8 protein-coding genes, 4 tRNA genes and 2 rRNA genes are annotated in these 16,116 nt (G+C 50.1%); 3 read left to right on the top strand and 11 right to left on the bottom strand.

Translation table 11 applies throughout. The annotated features are described in order from the left end of the window. Positions 1-127 precede the first annotated feature (127 nt). From AC6IB1_RS04935 to rluD, 9 genes are all read right to left on the bottom strand, one after another. Positions 128-3,119 (bottom strand): 23S ribosomal RNA (locus AC6IB1_RS04935). Positions 3,120-3,373: 254 nt separating this feature from the next. Then, positions 3,374-3,449, bottom strand: a tRNA-Ala gene (locus AC6IB1_RS04930). A 90-nt stretch (positions 3,450-3,539) separates the two neighbouring features. After that, positions 3,540-3,615: transfer RNA gene (locus AC6IB1_RS04925), tRNA-Val, on the bottom strand. A gap of 67 nt (positions 3,616-3,682) precedes the next feature. Beyond that, positions 3,683-3,758: transfer RNA gene (locus AC6IB1_RS04920), tRNA-Lys, on the bottom strand. 2 nt (positions 3,759-3,760) lie between these two features. Continuing rightward, positions 3,761-3,836 (bottom strand) — tRNA-Glu (locus AC6IB1_RS04915). Positions 3,837-4,006: 170 nt separating this feature from the next. Further along, positions 4,007-5,558: ribosomal RNA gene (locus tag AC6IB1_RS04910) — 16S ribosomal RNA — on the bottom strand. The 16S and 23S rRNA genes sit together here with 4 tRNA genes alongside, the layout of an rRNA operon. Before the next feature lie 701 nt (positions 5,559-6,259). Next, positions 6,260-8,833: an ATP-dependent chaperone ClpB gene (gene clpB / locus AC6IB1_RS04905; protein WP_497568049.1), complete on the bottom strand. Its 2,574-nt coding sequence runs from the start codon at positions 8,831-8,833 to the stop codon at positions 6,260-6,262. A gap of 109 nt (positions 8,834-8,942) precedes the next feature. Continuing rightward, positions 8,943-9,680 (bottom strand): peptidoglycan editing factor PgeF, encoded by a 738-nt coding sequence (gene pgeF, locus AC6IB1_RS04900; RefSeq protein ID WP_497568048.1) that lies wholly within the window; start codon positions 9,678-9,680, stop codon positions 8,943-8,945. 2 nt (positions 9,681-9,682) lie between these two features. Next, positions 9,683-10,660: a 23S rRNA pseudouridine(1911/1915/1917) synthase RluD gene (gene rluD, locus AC6IB1_RS04895; RefSeq protein ID WP_497568047.1), complete on the bottom strand. Its 978-nt coding sequence runs from the start codon at positions 10,658-10,660 to the stop codon at positions 9,683-9,685. A 196-nt stretch (positions 10,661-10,856) separates the two neighbouring features. Between rluD and bamD the strand changes: the two genes are divergently transcribed. From bamD to pheA, 3 genes are all read left to right on the top strand, one after another. Then, complete coding sequence (gene bamD / locus AC6IB1_RS04890; RefSeq protein WP_497568046.1) at positions 10,857-11,588, top strand: outer membrane protein assembly factor BamD; 732 nt, start codon at positions 10,857-10,859, stop codon at positions 11,586-11,588. A 368-nt stretch (positions 11,589-11,956) separates the two neighbouring features. Further along, positions 11,957-12,298 carry a ribosome hibernation-promoting factor, HPF/YfiA family gene (hpf, locus tag AC6IB1_RS04885; RefSeq protein WP_497568045.1) on the top strand — a complete coding sequence of 114 codons (342 nt, stop codon included), beginning with the start codon at positions 11,957-11,959 and terminating at the stop codon, positions 12,296-12,298. A 292-nt stretch (positions 12,299-12,590) separates the two neighbouring features. Continuing rightward, positions 12,591-13,760, top strand: coding sequence for a prephenate dehydratase (gene pheA / locus AC6IB1_RS04880; RefSeq protein WP_497568044.1), 1,170 nt, complete (start codon positions 12,591-12,593; stop codon positions 13,758-13,760). A gap of 62 nt (positions 13,761-13,822) precedes the next feature. Here the strand turns inward: pheA and tyrA are convergent, their stop codons facing one another. Both tyrA and AC6IB1_RS04870 read right to left on the bottom strand, forming a co-directional pair. After that, positions 13,823-14,950: a bifunctional chorismate mutase/prephenate dehydrogenase gene (gene tyrA / locus AC6IB1_RS04875; RefSeq protein WP_497568043.1), complete on the bottom strand. Its 1,128-nt coding sequence runs from the start codon at positions 14,948-14,950 to the stop codon at positions 13,823-13,825. A 5-nt stretch (positions 14,951-14,955) separates the two neighbouring features. Further along, complete coding sequence (locus AC6IB1_RS04870) at positions 14,956-16,032, bottom strand: 3-deoxy-7-phosphoheptulonate synthase (protein ID WP_497568042.1); 1,077 nt, start codon at positions 16,030-16,032, stop codon at positions 14,956-14,958. Positions 16,033-16,116: the final 84 nt, after the last annotated feature.

The following is a 16,116-nucleotide window of genomic DNA, read 5'->3' as shown; positions in this document are numbered from 1 at the left end:
TTCTTTATTGGGGTTCTCGGTCCTGGGTAACTCGGCTCTGGGAACACCCATTAAAATCTTGGAAAGCTGTCTGTTCTCAACACATTCAATGTTCTGTTTGAGTCCGCCAAAACCCCTTGGGTGTTGTAGGGTTAAGCCTCTCGGGCAATTAGTACAGGTTAGCTCAACGCCTCACAGCGCTTACACACCCTGCCTATCTACGTCGTCGTCTCCAACAACCCTTCAGGATACTTTAAGTATCAGGGAGAACTCATCTCGAGGCTCGCTTCCCGCTTAGATGCTTTCAGCGGTTATCAATTCCGAACTTAGCTACCGGGCAATGCCACTGGCGTGACAACCCGAACACCAGAGGTTCGTCCACTCCGGTCCTCTCGTACTAGGAGCAGCCCCTCTCAATTCTCCAACGCCCACGGCAGATAGGGACCGAACTGTCTCACGACGTTCTAAACCCAGCTCGCGTACCACTTTAAATGGCGAACAGCCATACCCTTGGGACCGACTTCAGCCCCAGGATGTGATGAGCCGACATCGAGGTGCCAAACACCGCCGTCGATATGAACTCTTGGGCGGTATCAGCCTGTTATCCCCGGAGTACCTTTTATCCGTTGAGCGATGGCCCTTCCATTCAGAACCACCGGATCACTATGACCTGCTTTCGCACCTGCTCGAACCGTCATTCTCGCAGTCAAGCGGGCTTTTGCCATTGCACTAACCTCACGATGTCCGACCGTGATTAGCCCACCTTCGTGCTCCTCCGTTACGCTTTGGGAGGAGACCGCCCCAGTCAAACTACCCACCAGACACTGTCCTCACCCCAGATTATGGGGCCAAGTTAGAACATCAAACATACAAGGGTGGTATTTCAAGGATGGCTCCACGGCAACTGGCGTCACCGCTTCTTAGCCTCCCACCTATCCTACACATGTAGGCTCAATGTTCAGTGCCAAGCTGTAGTAAAGGTTCACGGGGTCTTTCCGTCTAGCCGCGGGTACACAGCATCTTCACTGCGATTTCAATTTCACTGAGTCTCGGGTGGAGACAGCGTGGCCATCATTACGCCATTCGTGCAGGTCGGAACTTACCCGACAAGGAATTTCGCTACCTTAGGACCGTTATAGTTACGGCCGCCGTTTACTGGGGCTTCGATCAAGAGCTTCTCCCTAAGGATAACCCCATCAATTAACCTTCCAGCACCGGGCAGGCGTCACACCGTATACGTCCTCTTTCGAGTTTGCACAGTGCTATGTTTTTAATAAACAGTTGCAGCCACCTGGTATCTGCGACTGCCCATAGCTCCATCCGCCAGGGACTTCACCGCGGGCAGCGTACCTTCTCCCGAAGTTACGGTACCATTTTGCCTAGTTCCTTCACCCGAGTTCTCTCAAGCGCCTTGGTATTCTCTACCCGACCACCTGTGTCGGTTTGGGGTACGGTTACTGATAACCTGAAGCTTAGAGGCTTTTCCCGGAAGCAGGGCATCAATGACTTCACTACCGTAGTAGCTCGACATCGTGTCTCAGTGTATAGCAAGCCGGATTTGCCTAACTCGCCCACCTACGCACTTGAACCAGGACAACCGTCGCCTGGCCCACCTAGCCTTCTCCGTCCCCCCATCGCAGTTATCAGCAGTACGGGAATATTAACCCGTTTCCCATCGACTACGCCTTTCGGCCTCGCCTTAGGGGCCGACTTACCCTGCCCCGATTAACGTTGGACAGGAACCCTTGGTCTTCCGGCGAGGAGGTTTTTCACCCCCTTTATCGTTACTCATGTCAGCATTCGCACTTCTGATACGTCCAGCATGCCTTACAGCACACCTTCAACCGCTTACAGAACGCTCCCCTACCCAATGTGCCTAAACACACTGCCGCAGCTTCGGTGTATCGCTTAGCCCCGTTACATCTTCCGCGCAGGCCGACTCGACCAGTGAGCTATTACGCTTTCTTTAAATGATGGCTGCTTCTAAGCCAACATCCTGGCTGTCTGAGCCTTCCCACATCGTTTCCCACTTAGCGATAACTTGGGGACCTTAGCTGGCGGTCTGGGTTGTTTCCCTCTCCACGACGGACGTTAGCACCCGCCGTGTGTCTCCCGGATACTACTTACTGGTATTCGGAGTTTGCAAAGGGTTGGTAAGTCGGGATGACCCCCTAGCCTTAACAGTGCTCTACCCCCAGTAGTATTCGTCCGAGGCGCTACCTAAATAGCTTTCGGGGAGAACCAGCTATCTCCGGGTTTGATTGGCCTTTCACCCCTAGCCACAAGTCATCCGCTAATTTTTCAACATTAGTCGGTTCGGTCCTCCAATTGATGTTACTCAATCTTCAACCTGCCCATGGCTAGATCACCCGGTTTCGGGTCTACGTCATGCAACTGAACGCCCAGTTAAGACTCGGTTTCCCTACGGCTCCCCTATACGGTTAACCTTGCTACATAACGTAAGTCGCTGACCCATTATACAAAAGGTACGCAGTCACCCCATCACTAAGCCACCTCTGCTTGATTGGGGAGGTTGACCAACGCGTCGCGTTGTTAACCGCCTTTCAAGTAAGGTACCTGGACCACTAAGTCTCAGTAACTTAGTGATGGGGCTCCCACTGCTTGTACGTACACGGTTTCAGGTTCTATTTCACTCCCCTCACAGGGGTTCTTTTCGCCTTTCCCTCACGGTACTGGTTCACTATCGGTCAGTCAGGAGTATTTAGCCTTGGAGGATGGTCCCCCCATCTTCAGACAAGATAACACGTGTCCCGTCTTACTCGTTTTCACTCACTGTGCGTTGTCGTGTACGGGGCTATCACCCTGTATCGCGCCACTTTCCAGAGGCTTCCACTAACGCACAATCAGCTTAAGGGCTGGTCCGGGGTCGCTCGCCGCTACTGCCGGAATCTCAATTGATTTCTTTTCCTTCGGGTACTTAGATGTTTCAGTTCCCCGAGTTCGCCTCATTAACCTATGGATTCAGTTAATGATACTGGCTTATGCCAGTGGGTTTCCCCATTCGGAAATCCGAGAGTATCGTGACTCTTACCGTCTTCTCTCGGCTTATCGCAGGTTAGCACGTCCTTCTTCGCCTCTGACTGCCTAGGCATCCACCGTGTACGCTTAGTCACTTAACCCTACAACCCCAAGAGGTTTCGTAGCTTTAAACAACCAAGGTTTGTCATCGTTCGATGACGATTTCGCCGGACTCAAATTCCAAGAACACTTGAATGTGTTTGGTGTTAACTCTTAAGAGTTAACATTTGAGAACTTTCACAAACAATCTTCACTTCTTTCGAAACAAAGTTGTTTAGTCAGCTTTCCAGATTTTTAAAGAGCAAAGTGATGTTAAAACCACTTTTTAAATATTCTCGCAAGAACACTTAAAGAGTGGTGGAGCTATGCGGGATCGAACCGCAGACCTCTTGAATGCAAATCAAGCGCTCTCCCAGCTGAGCTATAGCCCCATCAAATGACCTTTTCCTTTCGGCAAGGCGAAGTATTCCGACGTTTAGCTCGCTAAACGAGAAAACCTTCAACGCAGCATAAAGGAAAAGTGGTGGGCGATACCGGGCTCGAACCAGTGACCCCCTCCTTGTAAGGGAGGTGCTCTCCCAACTGAGCTAATCGCCCACATTGTTTGTTTTCACCTTTGAAAAGGCAAAACCCAAACTGCGTTTTACATCCTCTGTGGGGAAGATGGTGGGTCGTGCAGGATTCGAACCTGCGACCAATTGATTAAAAGTCAACTGCTCTACCAACTGAGCTAACGACCCAATGGCGTCCCATAGGGGAGTCGAACCCCTGTTACCGCCGTGAAAGGGCGGTGTCCTAGGCCTCTAGACGAATGGGACACAACGTTTGTCAGCGAAACATGTTTCGCTAACGTTGTGTTAGTGGAGTGACGAGCTTGCGAGAAGCGACATCATACCGAAAAACACAATGTCTGGTATTGGGATACCAAACCACTCTTTACTTTTTCAACCTATACAATCTGTGTGAACACTCGCATTCATAGCTTCGTTAAGGAGGTGATCCAGCCCCAGGTTCCCCTAGGGCTACCTTGTTACGACTTCACCCCAGTCATGAACCACACCGTGGTAAACGCCCTCCCGAAGGTTAAGCTATCTACTTCTGGTGCAGCCCACTCCCATGGTGTGACGGGCGGTGTGTACAAGGCCCGGGAACGTATTCACCGTGGCATTCTGATCCACGATTACTAGCGATTCCGACTTCATGGAGTCGAGTTGCAGACTCCAATCCGGACTACGATGCACTTTCTGGGATTCGCTCCACCTCGCGGTCTCGCTGCCCTCTGTATGCACCATTGTAGCACGTGTGTAGCCCTACTCGTAAGGGCCATGATGACTTGACGTCGTCCCCACCTTCCTCCGGTTTATCACCGGCAGTCTCCCTGGAGTTCCCACCCGAAGTGCTGGCAAACAAGGATAAGGGTTGCGCTCGTTGCGGGACTTAACCCAACATTTCACAACACGAGCTGACGACAGCCATGCAGCACCTGTCTCAGAGCTCCCGAAGGCACCAATCCATCTCTGGAAAGTTCTCTGGATGTCAAGAGTAGGTAAGGTTCTTCGCGTTGCATCGAATTAAACCACATGCTCCACCGCTTGTGCGGGCCCCCGTCAATTCATTTGAGTTTTAATCTTGCGACCGTACTCCCCAGGCGGTCTACTTAACGCGTTAGCTCCGAAAGCCACTGTTCTAGACAACAGCCTCCAAGTAGACATCGTTTACGGCGTGGACTACCAGGGTATCTAATCCTGTTTGCTCCCCACGCTTTCGCATCTGAGCGTCAGTCTTTGTCCAGGGGGCCGCCTTCGCCACCGGTATTCCTTCAGATCTCTACGCATTTCACCGCTACACCTGAAATTCTACCCCCCTCTACAAGACTCTAGCCTGCCAGTTCAAAATGCCACTCCCAGGTTAAGCCCGGGGCTTTCACATCTTGCTTAACAGACCGCCTGCATGCGCTTTACGCCCAGTAATTCCGATTAACGCTCGCACCCTCCGTATTACCGCGGCTGCTGGCACGGAGTTAGCCGGTGCTTCTTCTGCCGCTAACGTCAAATTACGCAGCTATTAACTACGTAACCTTCCTCACGGCTGAAAGTGCTTTACAACCCGAAGGCCTTCTTCACACACGCGGCATGGCTGCATCAGGCTTGCGCCCATTGTGCAATATTCCCCACTGCTGCCTCCCGTAGGAGTCTGGACCGTGTCTCAGTTCCAGTGTGGCTGATCATCCTCTCAAACCAGCTAGGGATCGTCGCCTTGGTGAGCCTTTACCTCACCAACCAGCTAATCCCAACTGGGCCCATCCTGACGCGAGAGGCCCGAAGGTCCCCCTCTTTGGTCCGAAGACATTATGCGGTATTAGCCACCGTTTCCAGTGGTTATCCCCCTCGTCAGGGCAGGTTCCCAGCCTTTACTCACCCGTCCGCCGCTCGCCGCCCAATAAATCATCCGAAGAATCTTTATTGTCGCTGCCGCTCGACTTGCATGTGTTAGGCCTGCCGCCAGCGTTCAATCTGAGCCATGATCAAACTCTTCAATTAGAATCTTTTCTGCCCTTCCTCACTTTGAAAAAGTGAACAAAGGCGGCTCGATGAAATACTGTATAAATTGACTGTGCCGATAACCCCGAAGAGCTTTCGTTTTGGTCACTCAGTTTCATCGATAAATCTTTTGTCTATCAATGACGAGTGCCCACACAGATTGCATAGGTCAAATTGTTAAAGAACGTTGACTTTAAGAAGCTGCGCTTCTCACCGTCAGGGCTGCGAATTTTACGCTGCCGGGCGATGAAGTCAAGAAGAAATTTTGAGATTTTTCAGCGTGATTTGCACAAACCTCAAAACACCTTGTTGACTTGCCTCTCAGGGTGATTCCCCCTTCGAAGCGGGCGGCCATTTTACTGTTCTACTTTAACGCGTCAAGCGTTTATTTTCGTCTCAGTTTTTAAGGCCTTCGCCGTACCGGTTTGGATGAACATTTCCGCATTGGGAGCCGCTCTCCGTGTCGGTGAGGCGGCATTATAGGGAGGCGAAAAAATCTGGCAAGGGCTTTTTTGCGATTTTTTTGTGGAAAAAACATCACTCGAGCATATTTTGCGCGAAAGACTCACTTTCACACACTTTATCCATACCAACCCCACAGAAGGTTATGGATAATATTTAAAATTAAGCACAGCCCTTACCATCATGTAAAAGAAAAGAGGCCAAAATGGCCTCTTTCACAGACGTTCTATAAAACACGTTTATTGCACAGCTTTGATTTGCTCATCTTCTACGATGAGTTTCACTGGCAAGCCCAGTTTCACTTCCCCACGTAGGATAGATTGCGCCAATGGGTTCTCAACACTTTGCTGAATGGCGCGTTTCAGTGGACGAGCGCCGTATACCGGATCAAAGCCAGCATCCGCAATAAGTGTCAGCGCTTCGTCAGTGACTTCCAGTATCAAATCACGTTCAGCCATACGCTTCGCCAAATGCGCCAACTGGATACTGGCAATTGACTTGATGTGCTCCTGACCCAGCGGATGGAAGACCACACACTCATCAACGCGGTTAATGAACTCTGGACGGAAATGCTTACTCACCACATCCATTACCATGGCTTTGATACCACTGTAATCCAGTTCACCGAAGTGCTCCTGGATACGATCAGAACCTAGGTTGGAGGTCATAATGACGACTGAATTACGGAAATCAACAGTGCGGCCCTGTCCATCCGTCAGGCGGCCATCATCCAGAACCTGCAGCAGAAGGTTGAAGACATCAGGATGCGCCTTCTCTACTTCATCCAGCAAGATCACGGAATAAGGACGGCGACGGACAGCTTCGGTCAGATATCCACCCTCTTCATACCCTACATAGCCCGGAGGTGCCCCCACCAGCCTTGCCACTGAATGTTTCTCCATAAACTCTGACATGTCGATACGCACCATGGCATCACTGCTGTCAAAGAGAAACTCCGCCAGTGATTTACAAAGCTCAGTTTTACCTACCCCGGTTGGGCCAAGGAACAAAAACGAGCCAATAGGACGGTTTGGATCGGCCAGACCCGCACGGCTGCGGCGAATGGCGTTTGCCACCGAAGTCACCGCTTCTTCCTGTCCTATCACACGGCTATGAAGCTCCTCTTCCATATGAAGCAGCTTTTCTTTTTCACCTTCCAGCATCTTGGCAACAGGAATACCAGTCTGACGAGACAGCACTTCTGCAATCTCAGCATCTGTCACGCGGTTTTTCAGCAATGTCATTTCTTGCATTTCTGCCTGGCTTGCCAGATCGAGCTGTTTCTCCAGCTCTGGAATACGGCCATACTGAAGTTCGGACATGCGGTTCAGATCACCAGCTCGGCGGGCAATCTCCAAATCGGTACGAGCCTGCTCCAAGGCGCTCTTGATGTGTTGGGTACCGGAAAGCGCCGCTTTCTCAGCATTCCACACTTCTTCCAGTTCCGCATACTCGCGCTCTTTCTCGTCGATTTCGCTTTGCAGGGTTTCCAGACGCTTCTTACTTGCTTCGTCGTTTTCTTTCGCCAGCGCCTGCTGCTCAATCTTGAGCTGGATTAAACGACGTTCGAGGCGATCAAGCTGCTCTGGCTTGGAGTCGATTTGCATACGAATGCTTGACGCCGCCTCATCAATCAGGTCGATAGCTTTATCTGGCAGTTGCCTGTCAGAAATATAACGATGGGAAAGGCTCGCCGCAGCCACAATCGCCGGGTCTGTAATTTCCACTGCGTGATGAAGCTCATAACGTTCTTTAAGGCCACGTAGGATAGCAACGGTATCTTCAACCGTTGGCTCATCCACCAGCACTTTCTGGAAACGACGCTCAAGGGCCGCATCTTTCTCTACATACTGGCGGTATTCATCCAAGGTGGTTGCACCAACACAGTGAAGCTCGCCACGCGCCAGCGCAGGCTTGAGCATGTTACCTGCATCCATTGCGCCTTCTGCTTTACCCGCCCCCACCATGGTGTGGATTTCGTCGATAAACAGAATGACGTTGCCTTCTTCTTTTGCCAGTTCATTCAGCACAGACTTCAGGCGCTCTTCGAATTCTCCGCGGTATTTGGCACCGGCAACCAGAGAGCCCATGTCGAGAGAAAGCACTCGCTTGTTGCGGAGCCCTTCCGGCACTTCACCGTTGACGATGCGCTGTGCCAGACCTTCCACAATGGCGGTTTTACCCACTCCAGGTTCACCGATAATCACGGGGTTGTTTTTGGTTCGGCGTTGAAGCACTTGTACGGTACGGCGGATTTCTTCATCACGGCCAATGACTGGATCAAGCTTGCCCTGCTCGGCTTTTTCGGTCAGGTCGATGGTGAACTTTTCCAGTGCCTGACGCGCTTCTTCCGCATTGGGATCGTTAATAGCCTGGCCGCCGCGCACTTTGTCAATCGCATCTTCCACTTTCTTGGTGGTCAGACCGAGGCTTCTTAACAGCTCGCCTAGCACGCCTTTTTCTTCAACGGCAGCAAGAATGAATAGTTCAGAAGAAATGTACTTGTCTTTGCGCTTCTGGGACAGCTTGTCACACATATTGAAAAGCATGCCCATGCTGTGAGACAGCTGGACATCACCACCGGTGCCAGTCACTTTTGGCAACCTGTCGAGCATTTCGCTCAGGCTGGAGCGCAATTGGGTCAGATCCACATTCAGGAGCGTCATCAATGGACGGATGGTACTGCTGTCCTGATTGAGAAGAGACACCATCAAGTGAACAGGCTCGATATACTGGTGATCGCGCCCTAACGCCAATGACTGAGCGTCAGAAATGGCTAATTGGAATTTGCTGGTAAATCGGTCAAGGCGCATAGCCTCCCCCTTTAATTACGTCGACAATTGCTTCAAGAATGACTTAACAAAAAAATGGGAGCGGCTATGGCTGATTTCAAGTTGATTGGCGAAAATTTTATCTATGGGGTCAGCCACATTCTGTACTGATCCATATACAGCTGGCTTGACGGCCTGTACGGTTTTCCCTGCGGTAAGAAAAAAATGCTTCTGGTGATGACACTGTACAATATTGACCCCCATAGATTTGGGTAACGCCGGAGGCCATCAAACGCTGTCTTGCCAGCAAATAGATATCTGCCAGCCAACGATCCCGCTGTGGTTTGAATGCTGCTTTCGCATCAGGATAATGCGCCATAAACAGCTCGCGCACTTCATCACCCACCTCAAAGGCATCCGGTCCAATGGCAGGCCCAAGCCATGCCATTACTTTCCCCGGTTCATCAAACTTGCTGAGTGTCTGTTCCAGCACACCGTTTACCAGCCCACGCCATCCTGCATGGGCTGCTGCGACCTGTGTACCCTCTTCGTTACAGAAAAGCACAGGCAGGCAATCTGCCGTCATGACAATACAGACCTGACCATGAACATCAGTAAAAGAAGCATCCGCATCAGGAATTGTGCCTGAGGGCAAAGGCAGTGTTACCACATCTGTTCCGTGCACTTGATTAAGCCAGGCTGGCGATGTAGGCATCGACATTGTATCCGTAAGTATCTGGCGGTTTACCGCCACTCGGTCCTTGTCGTCACCCACATGAGCCCCAAGGTTCAAACTGTCAAAAGGGGCATGACTAACGCCCCCCTGTCGGGTAGTGCTCACAGCCTTAATCCATTTGGGCACCGGCCAGTTTGGCGTAATCCAATCCACGATCAGTAGTCCTCACCGCCATGCTCCAGCACGTCTGCACGCAGCACTTCTGTCAGGTTTACCATGTCATCAGGGATAGGCGCATGCCACTCCATCACTTCTTTAGTGGTAGGATGTTCGATACGTAACATCGCAGCATGAAGCGCCTGACGGTCAAATTGGCGTAAGGTTTGGATTAGCTTATCTCCAGCATTACGTGGCGGACGCGGACGACCACCGTAGAGTGGATCACCCACCAAAGGATGGTTCAGATATGCCATATGGACACGAATCTGATGCGTACGGCCGGTTTCCAAGCGCAGGCGCAGGCGGGTGTGGGCACGGAAGTGTTCAACCACACGGTAATGCGTAATGGCTGGTTTACCCAACTCCTGCACCGCCATGTGGGTGCGTTTTGTTGAGTGACGGCCAATCGGCTTTTCAATCATGCCCCCCCCAGTCATGTTCCCCAATGCAATTGCTTCGTATTCACGGGTGAACTTCTTGCGCTTTTGCAGGGCACGTACCAAGCGGGTCTGGGTCGGGATATTCTTCGCCGCCACCATCAGGCCGGTGGTGTCTTTATCCAGACGGTGAACGATGCCTGCACGGGGCACTTCGGCAATGTCCGGGTAGTGATACAGCAAGCCATTTAACACGGTACCGTCAGGGCAGCCTGCACCAGGATGAACCACCAGATCTCTTGGTTTATTGATCACGATAATATCGTCATCCTCATAAACAATGTTCAATGGGATGTCTTGCGCTTCAAAACGTTGCTCATCTTCAATTTCTGTCTGAACGACGATGGCTTCACCGCCCATCATTTTCAGTCGCGGTTTGTTGACGATCTTGCCATCGACGCTTACTTTGTCGGCCAGGATCCATTCTTTGATGCGTGATCGAGAATAATCCGGAAATAACTCAGCCAATGCCTGATCCAGACGCTGACCCAGTTGATTCTCATTTACTGTGCTCTTTAACTCTAACTGCTGTGCCATAACGAACTTTTTGATTCTCAATGAGACTAATACCACAGGGTATTGAATAAAGCCCTTGGAATTGGTCACGTTAACCAGTTGGTATTATATTTGGTCGATGGGTAGAATAGCCCATAATCGCGCCATTGTAGCTTTTTGCAGCTGACTCCGTAATGGCAAAGGCTGAAAATATTCTTTCAAGGAAGCACCCTTAGTAATGAAACGTCTTACTTTATCCTCTTTACTTGTCATTTCCTTGCTGGCTGGATGTGCCAGCAAGGAAGAGATCGTTCCTGATATCCCGCCGTCTGAACTGTATCAGGAAGCGCAGGTTTCCCTGAATGAAGGCAACTGGAACACCGCAATCCAAAAACTTGAAGCGTTAGACTCCCGTTATCCGTTTGGCGCCTATTCAGAACAAGTTCAGCTAGACCTCATTTATGCCTATTACAAAAATGATGATCTGGCACTGGGTGAAGCGACGATTGACCGCTTTATACGCATGAATCCCGGTCATCCTGAAATGGACTGGGTGTTATACATGCGCGGCCTGACTAACATGGCGCAAGACAGAAGCTTAGTCCATGACTTGCTCAGTATGGAACGAGAAGACCGCGATCCTGAACCGGCCCGCCGTGCCTTCGTCGACTTCCGCCGTCTACTCGAGAGATACCCGGACAGTGATTACGCCGCTGATGCCGCAAAGCGTTTGGTTGCCCTGAAAAACCGTTTGGCAGATTATGAACTGGCGACAGCAGATTTCTATGTACGCCGTGAGGCTTGGGTCGCCGTCATCAACCGCTGCCAGCAAATCCAGCGTGATTTCCCGGATACTAACGCAGCGAAACGATCATTGCCGATGATGTTGAAAGCCTATGAAGCGCTGAAATTGGAAGAGCCCGCACAACGCATCCGTGAGTTGATGAAGCTCAACAGCGTTGATGCGTAGAAAATCCTTTTGAGCGGAAAAAAGAAAAAGCAGCCATTGGCTGCTTTTGGGTTTTTAGGGTGTGAGATTATTTCCTGTCCGGGTGATTTTGTGAACTGCTGCATTCTTCACCAACACCATTTCTGGCATGAACAGTGCCCCTAACGTCCAATGTTCGCTAGCGACCTTAACCTCCACATCTTGCAATATTTATCTGCTAAGATTCAAGCACTTTCCAGATATTTAAAATCGAAGTTAAACACAGGATCACAATTCATTCGACCGCTAAAAACTCGTAGCATAAAAGTGATATTGATCACATTATTTCCTCACCAGAAACGTAATCTGAAAGTGAGCCCAGCAAAGGGCAAGCAAAAGAGGAAACACCTATGAGAGTAGAAATTACTGGTAAAAATATCGACATCACTACAGCCATTCGCGATCGCATTACTACTCGGTTTGAAAAGCTGGAGAAATGGCAAGTTGCTCTCATTAATCCTCATGCTGTGATCAGTGAAGAACCCGGCAATAAGTTTAAAATCGAAGCAGACGTGTCTGTACCCGGAGCGAAGCTGATTGCCTCCGCAGAGCATGAAGACATGTATGCCGCCATCAATGAAGTGGGCCAAAAACTGGAGAAACAGCTGAATAAACAGGTTCACAAAGGCGAAGCGCGCCGTGCAAGTCACGCTGAGGTGGAAGTGCCGGAGGAGGAATCTGAAGCACTTTAATCACGTCAGAAAATTAAATCAGTCAGCCCCGCTCCGTGCGGGGCTGATTCGTCTTGACATGATAACACCGTGACAATATGGTTGAACAATAATCGAACCAACAAAATACTGTATTGATGACGCTTAACCGCTTCACTTCCCCCCGTTTCTTTTTCCATTTCTGATGAGGTGGGGTGTAAGGGCATATATTGATAACGAAAGATTCCCGAGAAGCCTCCCTCACGCAGGGAGGCTTTTTTTCAGGGTCAGTCACAGACTCCCGAGCGCTAAATAGAATGAGCAGGAACAAGGAATGAACAAACCAACACTGTCACTGGACGAAATAAGGACTAACGTCAGCCGCATTGACCAGGAACTGTTGTCGCTGTTAGCCGAGCGGCGCAAACTCAGCCTCGAAGTGGCCAAGAGTAAAATCCAGACACAAAAACCGGTTCGTGATATTGAGCGTGAACAAGTACTTTTGGAAAGGCTGGTTGCAGAGGGTAAAAGCCATGATTTAGATCCTCAATACGTAACCAAAATATTCCATACCATCATTGAAGATTCTGTACTGTACCAACAGGCATTCCTTCAACGCTTAGCAAACCCAGAAAATGAACAACCTCTTGCGCGTGTCTCATTTCTTGGCGGGAAAGGATCATACTCCAACCTTGCTGCCCGCAACTTCTTTGCCCGCAAGCACACCAAACTAGCTGAGATCCAGTGCCAGAGTTTTAAGGACGTGCTGGAGATGGTGGAAACCGGAAATGCCGATTACGGTGTACTGCCGATTGAAAACACCAGTTCAGGCTCGATCAACGATGTGTACGACCAGCTTCAACATACACGCTTGTCGATTGTTGGCGAAATTACCCAGCCGATCGAGCATTGCCTGCTGACCGCGGTAGACACAGAGATTGATAAAATTGATGTGCTTTACTCGCACCCCCAGCCACACCAGCAATGCAGCGAGTTTGTGCGATCGTTAGGTGATATCAAGCAGGAATATTGCTCAAGCACAGCGGAAGCGATGAAAGAAGTTGCCGCCATTGCTAAACCCAATGTGGCCGCAATCGGTAATGCTTCCAGTGGTGAATTGTATGGTCTGAAGCCTTTGAAATTTGGGATTGCCAACCAACAGGAAAATCACACGCGTTTTATCGTGGTTGCCAGAAAACCGGTGGAAGTAACCGCCCTTATCCCGGCCAAAACGACCTTTATTATGTCAACCGGCCAAACTGCAGGCTCATTGGTGGAATGTCTGCTGGTACTTCGAAACCACGGTATCAATATGACTAAACTGGAGTCCCGCCCTGTGCTGGGTAACCCATGGGAAGAGATGTTCTATGTCGATGTCGAAGGCAACATGCGCACAGATGTAATGAAAGATGCATTGGAAGAGCTCACCAAGATCACCCGTTATATCAAGGTGCTCGGCTCCTACCCGATAGAAAATGTCGCCCCGACGGAAATCGATGTTTAAAGGTATTCGACTCCAGAAACAGACAAGAAGCCAATTCAGCTCCTTGTCTTTTGGCAGAATGATTACCCACGATGGGTGGTGTCATTGGCCTGACGCAGCAGGTTCTGGCTTTCTTTCATAAAGCGTGGTGCAAAATCACCAAACCAGTTTTCCACCTGGTTGAACGCTGTGATAAACCCATCTTTATCCTGTTTATCCAACAACTTAATGGCTTCACCAAAGCGCGCGTGAAAGCGTTTGATCATGTCAATATTCTGGGTTGATGACATGATGATGTCACCATACAGCTGTGCATCCTGTGCGAATAACCTGCCCACCATTGCCAGTTCCAGGCGGTAAATGGGCGAACTGAGGGCAGTCAGCTGCTCCAGATTGGCATTTTCTTCTGCCAGATGCAGGCCATAGACAAAGGAAGTGAAGTGGCGTAGCGCCTGGATCAGCGTCATGCCCTGATCGTGCTCAATCGCACTGATACGATGCAGGCTCGCCCCCCAGATGCGGAACTGCTCTAACAGCCACTGGTAGGCTTCCGGGTTACGGCCGTCACAATAGACAATCACCTGTTTAGCGAGACTGGAAATATCCGGACCAAACATGGGGTGCAACCCCACAACTGGACCTTTATGAGATTCCAGCATGGCTTGCAGGGGTTCACTTTTAATCGATGTAAGGTCGGCCAGCAGACAGTCATCCGGCAATTTACTCAAAGAGCGGATCACGCTATCGGTTTTGTTGATAGGCACCGTGATCACCACCATACCGGCATCGCTCAGCATTTCATCGGCTTTATGCCAATCCTGCGATCCCAGTACTTTGACGTTGTAGCCCGAAAGGCGGAACAACTTACAGAACACATTACCCAGTTGACCATTGCCACCAACCACCACGATAGAGCGCAGATCAGGGTTCAGGCATTTAAAGCCAGAGTCATTTTCGCTGGCATAAGACTCACGCATGGTCCGGCGCAAAATATCTTCAATCAGATCCGGAGGAACGCCTTTAGATGCGGCTTCTTCACGGCGAGAAGCCAACATAGCCGCTTCCCTATCCGGTGCATAAATAGGTAAACCGTGTTTACTTTTCACCTCGCCCACTTCCGCCACCAGAGCCAAGCGGCGGGCAAGCAATTCGACCATCTGCTTATCGACGTCGTCAATCTGGTCCCGAAGATGGGTCAACTCTGCAACCATGAGGCTTAGTTTCCTTTTAAACGCTGTTCCAGGAAAGGGGTCAGTTCATCATGGGCGCGGCGCAACAGGTTTTCCGTATCCTGCCAGCCAATACATGCATCTGTGATTGACACCCCATAGGCCATCTCTTCTTTCGGCAAATCAGCCGACTGATTCCCTTCGTTGATATTGCTTTCAATCATCAAGCCAATAATAGAGCGATTCCCTTCACGGATTTGATGGAAAACATCCTCTGCAACAAGCGGCTGGCGACGGAAATCTTTTCGAGAGTTGGCATGGCTGCAGTCTACCATCAGTGACACCTCAAGCCCTGCTTCTTTCATCTCATTTTCACATTCAGCGACGGAGACAGAATCATAATTAGTTTGCTTACCGCCACGCAGGATCACATGACCATCGGGATTTCCCTGTGTGGTGAGCAATGCGACCTGGCCTTCTTTATTTATACCCATAAAACGGTGGCCAGATGCAGCGGCCTTCATCGCATTGATGGCGGTAGACAGGCTACCATCTGTGCCATTTTTAAAACCAATTGGCATAGACAGGCCACTTGCCATCTCACGGTGGGTTTGAGATTCCGTAGTGCGTGCACCAATCGCCGCCCAGCTGAACAAATCGCCAATATACTGGGGACTGATAGGATCCAAGGCTTCTGTCGCCAACGGCAATTCCATGTCCGCCAGAGTGATCAACAGTTCACGCGCTTTGTGTAGACCAGCTTCAACATCAAAGGATCCATCAAGGTTTGGATCGTTAATCAGACCTTTCCAGCCAACGGTTGTACGCGGCTTTTCAAAGTACACACGCATCACGATATAAATCTGATCATTTAAAACCTCAGCAAGCACTTTGAGTTTTTTAGCATATTCAATCGCCGCGTCGGTGTCGTGAATCGAACATGGCCCACATACCACCAAAAGACGGTGATCTTTCTTATGGATAATATTAGCGATTTCCTGGCGAGCCTTGGAAATAAAGGCCAGAGTCTCTTCTTTGACTGGCAGTTTTTTACGCAGTTGATCTGGGGTGATCAGAACAGTTTCGTCCTGAATGTGAATATTAGTGAGCAGATCTCTTTCCATGACAAATGTCCTCTACAATGTTTTTCGCACGTAAAATGGTTATTGATCGTGCAACTGCCCATACAATAACAACCTCAAAGATGA

Source organism: Grimontia sp. THUN1695 (genome assembly GCF_059704325.2).
The sequence above is the reverse complement of the archived record's forward strand: the minus strand, read 5'-3'. Positions and strand labels throughout refer to the sequence as shown.

What these genes read in the sequence shown, in the direction of transcription:
- clpB (WP_497568049.1), bottom strand. Translation starts at nt 8,833, where the DNA reads ATGCGCCTTGACCGATTTACCAGCAAATTCCAATTAGCCATTTCTGAC.
- rluD (WP_497568047.1), bottom strand. Translation starts at nt 10,660, where the DNA reads ATGGCACAGCAGTTAGAGTTAAAGAGCACAGTAAATGAGAATCAACTG.
- bamD (WP_497568046.1), top strand. Translation starts at nt 10,857, where the DNA reads ATGAAACGTCTTACTTTATCCTCTTTACTTGTCATTTCCTTGCTGGCT.
- hpf (WP_497568045.1), top strand. Translation starts at nt 11,957, where the DNA reads ATGAGAGTAGAAATTACTGGTAAAAATATCGACATCACTACAGCCATT.
- pheA (WP_497568044.1), top strand. Translation starts at nt 12,591, where the DNA reads ATGAACAAACCAACACTGTCACTGGACGAAATAAGGACTAACGTCAGC.
- tyrA (WP_497568043.1), bottom strand. Translation starts at nt 14,950, where the DNA reads ATGGTTGCAGAGTTGACCCATCTTCGGGACCAGATTGACGACGTCGAT.
- AC6IB1_RS04870 (WP_497568042.1), bottom strand. Translation starts at nt 16,032, where the DNA reads ATGGAAAGAGATCTGCTCACTAATATTCACATTCAGGACGAAACTGTT.